Annotated in this window: 4 protein-coding genes and 2 pseudogenes; all 6 read left to right on the plus strand. The window is 59.8% G+C overall.

The genetic code is table 11. From position 1 onward, the window contains the following. Positions 1-227: pseudogene (locus CKO41_RS18020) on the plus strand (ISNCY family transposase); the annotation flags it as partial. A 48-nt stretch (positions 228-275) separates the two neighbouring features. Then, complete coding sequence (locus tag CKO41_RS18025; RefSeq protein ID WP_200383257.1) at positions 276-422, plus strand: hypothetical protein; 147 nt, start codon at positions 276-278, stop codon at positions 420-422. Between the two features lie 262 nt (positions 423-684). Beyond that, positions 685-864, plus strand: a pseudogene (locus CKO41_RS18840) (helix-turn-helix domain-containing protein); the annotation flags it as partial. Positions 865-946: 82 nt separating this feature from the next. Then, positions 947-1,180, plus strand: a complete 234-nt coding sequence (locus CKO41_RS18845; protein WP_242464421.1) for a helix-turn-helix domain-containing protein — start codon at positions 947-949, stop codon at positions 1,178-1,180. A gap of 18 nt (positions 1,181-1,198) precedes the next feature. Then, the gene (locus CKO41_RS18850) at positions 1,199-1,711 is read left to right on the plus strand and encodes an IS630 family transposase (protein ID WP_242464422.1); all 513 of its coding nucleotides are present in this window, start codon (positions 1,199-1,201) and stop codon (positions 1,709-1,711) included. A 693-nt stretch (positions 1,712-2,404) separates the two neighbouring features. Continuing rightward, the gene (locus CKO41_RS18035) at positions 2,405-3,862 is read left to right on the plus strand and encodes an O-antigen ligase family protein (protein WP_200383258.1); all 1,458 of its coding nucleotides are present in this window, start codon (positions 2,405-2,407) and stop codon (positions 3,860-3,862) included. The last annotated feature ends 141 nt before the right edge of the window (positions 3,863-4,003 follow it).

Here is a 4,003-nt window from a genome sequence, read left to right on the forward strand (position 1 = left end):
CGCGCTTTCAGCGCCTGCGCCGGCGCCACTCGGCGGTGGAGTCGGCGATCAATGCGCTGGAGGCCCACGGCCTGGACCGCTGCCCGGATCACGGCCTCGACGGCTTCATGCGCTACGTCGCCTTGGCCGTGGTGGCGCGCAACCTCCATCGCCTCGGGGCGATCCTGCTGGCCAACGACAAGGCGGAGGCCGAGGCCGAGCGGCGCCGACGAAAACGCGCCGCCTGAGTGCCTCGCGCGGGCCATCGGGGCCGATCCGAGGGACAGGTCTGTCCCATGGACGCCGAAGATGAAAAGAATTCCCATCGCCGCCCCGTATTCCTCGCTGACGGCCTCGATCCGAATGAAAATCCACCCCCGCGGCGGCATGAGGTCAGCGGATTTTTTGAATTCAACGGGGTTTTCTTCCAGGCACTATATTAGGATGCGTTGATGCGTTTGCCCTGGGGGCAGGGGTTCCAGCTGGGAGACGGTCGCATGTCTCACAATGAAAGCTTCGGGGCTGTAGTAGTAAGAATCCAACAGCAAAGCTATGGAATTTCCCTTGATAATAATGAAAGGTAGGTTACTCAGTGCGTACTAAACGGTAAAAAAATGGGGACAGTTCGATAGATATACCGCTCGCATTTGATTTTTTCTCTCAGGAGTCTAGCGCAAGCGGTTGAAGCTGGGTTACCCTCGGTACATGCACGACTACACACTTGGCGCCGAGAAACTGGCTGAACTGCGCGCGGCCCATCGCCAGACGCGCGACAAGCGCGAGGCCGACCGCATCAAGGCGGTCGTGCTGCTCGGCACAGGCTGGAGTGCCGAACAGGTCGCCGAGGTCTTGCAGGTCGACCCCAATACGGTACGCAACCATTTCAAGCGGTATCAGCAGGGCGGCGTCAAAGCGCTGGGCCCACGTCGCCTTTCGCGGCAGCGCCTGTGCGCTCGACGAAGGGCAGTTGGCCGAGCTAGATGCGCACCTGCGGACACACCTGTATCAGACCGCCAAGGCCATCGCCGCGTGGGTGAAGACCACCTTCGGAGTGAGCTACACCGAAAGCGGCATGACGGCGCTGCTGCATCGGCTCGGCTACGTCTACAAGAAGCCGCGGCTGGTGCCTGGCAAGGCCGATCCCAAGGCCCAGCGCGCCTTCCTCGAGCAGTACGAAAAGCTCAAGCAGGACAAGGGCTAAGACGACCCGATCTACTTCATGGATGCGGCCCATCCGCAGCACAATCCGGTCATCGCCTGCGGTTGGATCAAGCGCGGTGAGGAGCACGAGGTGCCCACCAACACCGGGCGTCAGCGGGTCAACATCAACGGAGCCATCGACCTCGAACGTCTCGAACCGGTGGTGCGCTTTGACGACACGATCAACGCCGACTCTACGATTGCGCTCTTCGAGCAGCTCGAGCGCGCCAATCTTGTCGCCACCTGGATCTATGTGATCTGCGATAACGCTCCCTATTACCGATCTCGGCTCGTGCAGGAGTACTTGAAGACCTCGCGCATCAAGCTCGTCTTTCTGCCCCCGTATGCGCCAAACCTCAATCTCATCGAGCGATTATGGAAGTTCTTCAAGAAGGAGATTCTCTACAACCGCTATTTCGAAACCTTCGCCGAGTTCAAAGCGGCGTGCGCGGCGTTCTTTGCCGATCCTGGTCGATACCACCGGGAGCTGCGCTCATTGCTTACGGAGAATTTCGAGATCGTCAGTGAATGAAAAAACCGAAAATCTCGCATTCATTACGTATAGTTTCCCGAATCGTCGCCTGAACGGGAGTAACCCTGTAGCCAGCCGGAATCCTTCGCTAGTGGTAATTTCATAGAGTTACGCGTGCAAGAGTTCACACGGCGGATGATTTATGGTAGCTGGCTGCAGTCGGCCGTCGAGCCCGCCCAAAATCAAACGGGCCTTGTTCATAATTCCGACCAAGACGGCGTTCATGACATCGGGTTGGCCGAAAAAACTACTTAAAATTAGTGGCTTGACGTGGCTTTTGCGGGCAGAAGGCTGGTTCGGTGGCCGGAATTATGAGCAGGGCCATCAACCGAAAGTAAATTGCCCCAAAATAAAGAGATGAAGGCGCAACGGGGGCGGCCGTTTACAAAACCTTTCCGAAGGGCGGTTCCTCTCTTTGTGTCAGCAGGAATTAGTGCCAGGCTTGAGCAACGCGCCAGCCATCGGCAGCCACGACATCTCTAACGGTGTAGGGACGGAGTAGGGAGTTCAGCGTGACGGCTTTCACGCACTTTTTTGGCTCCCCGGCTGCGTGGCATAGAAATGCCGCTTTATAAGGCCGGACGAAAACTCCATGAGAGGAACATGGGTGAGACCAGCCAGATTAAACATCCCAGGCTCCGACCGTTACCCGGACTGCCGAGAATCAGAGCCCGGCATCGAAGACCTTGGCCAATGATTAGCGTCGTTCAGCGCTTTCGTCTTGATCATGCGGTAGCGCGTCTGAGGTCTGAGGCACCCGAAGCATTCAGCGCCGTACTTCTCTTTATCGCCCTCAGCGCGCTGATTTTTCTACCTAGCTATAGTTTAGTCCCGTGGCTGATCACCTATGACGAGAAGCGGCTCGCCGCGCTGCTGCTTCTCGCTGCTGCAGGCAGCATCCTCGCTGCTCGCCCTGCCGCTGGCGCTGCGCTAGCCAAGATTTCCGCTACGGGGCGCCTGTTGGTTCTTGGCATCCTGGTACTTGGATTGATTTCCGCGGTGCTGGCTGCGTCGCCACGCCACGCCTTGTTGGAGGTCAGCTTTTTCGCCGGCCTCGTCGGTTTCGCCCTGGTCTTGGCAGCGCAGACAAGCCGACATTGGTTGCGCTCCGTCGCGATCGCCCTCACGGTTGCAGCGGCGATCTACGCCCTGCGGACCATCACCGTCTACCTGGCGATTTTGATCGCCGGCGATCCGCTTAAGTTGCCGGAGCCGTTCACCGGATTCACGAACCGTCGGTTTTTCAACCAGTACCAGATCTGGACCCTTTCGCTGACCGCCGTGCCGTTCTTGCTGACGTCTATTCGGCCAGCCCGGCTGCGCCATGGGTTTGTCGCGCTCGCCGTCGTGTGGTGGACGCTGCTCTTCGCGAGTGGTAGCCGCGGCGCCCTGTTGGCAGTCATAGCGGGCCTACTGGCGACGCGTTGGCTGCTAGGGCCGGCGACCAATCCCGTGCTCACCCGTCTGATACTGGCCGCCGCGGCGGGGTTTGGCCTGTACCTGGTCGCGTTCGATTTGATTCCCTGGCTCATCGGCATCGAGAGCTTCCTGGCAACGGCTCGCTATGCGGACTTCGGATCTCCAGGCCGAATCGCGCTATGGAGCGCGGCCCTCGAACAGATCCGCGCGGATCCTCTTTTCGGGATCGGGCCGATGCACCTCGCCTGGGTGCCGTCCGCCTACGCCGCCCATCCTCACAACTCGGTGTTACAGTTGGCCGCCGAATGGGGCCTCCCCTGCACCGCCCTGATCCTCTCCGCAATGGTCCTAGCGGCACGGGCCTGGACTCGTCATTGCCGGGCGCAACTCACCAATAGTCCGCAAGACAGCCTGCCCGAGATCCTGCTAACGCTGAGCCTCAGCATGGGGCTCGCCTATTCCCTGTTCAGCGGCATCATTGTGATGCCGCTCAGCCAGCTACTATTCGCCCTCGTCGCGGCGGCCATGCTTTATCGCTTTCGGCCGGCTCGCAAGAACGAACTCCGGCGGTGGCCCCTTCAGGTCCTAGGGCTAGCCGTCGCAATCGGCCTTCCCGTCCTCGCGGCCCCCGACATCATCGAGCGCTACCAAAAGGACATGCTTCTACCCGATCCAACGATACAAACCCGCGGCCCCCGCTTCTGGCAAATCGGCGGGATTCCTCACAAATAGCGAAGAAGAAAGAAGGGGGTCACAACATTTCGGGGAAAGAAACGGGGTCAGTGCGGCCAGGGGTTGGGGTCAGGTCTTGAAATGCAGCATTTCGGGCGCGGGGGCGGGGGTCAGGCCTCGAAAAGTAACATCCCTGGCTCC

This window comes from Thiococcus pfennigii (genome assembly GCF_016583835.1).
GTDB lineage: Bacteria > Pseudomonadota > Gammaproteobacteria > Chromatiales > Chromatiaceae > Thiococcus > Thiococcus pfennigii.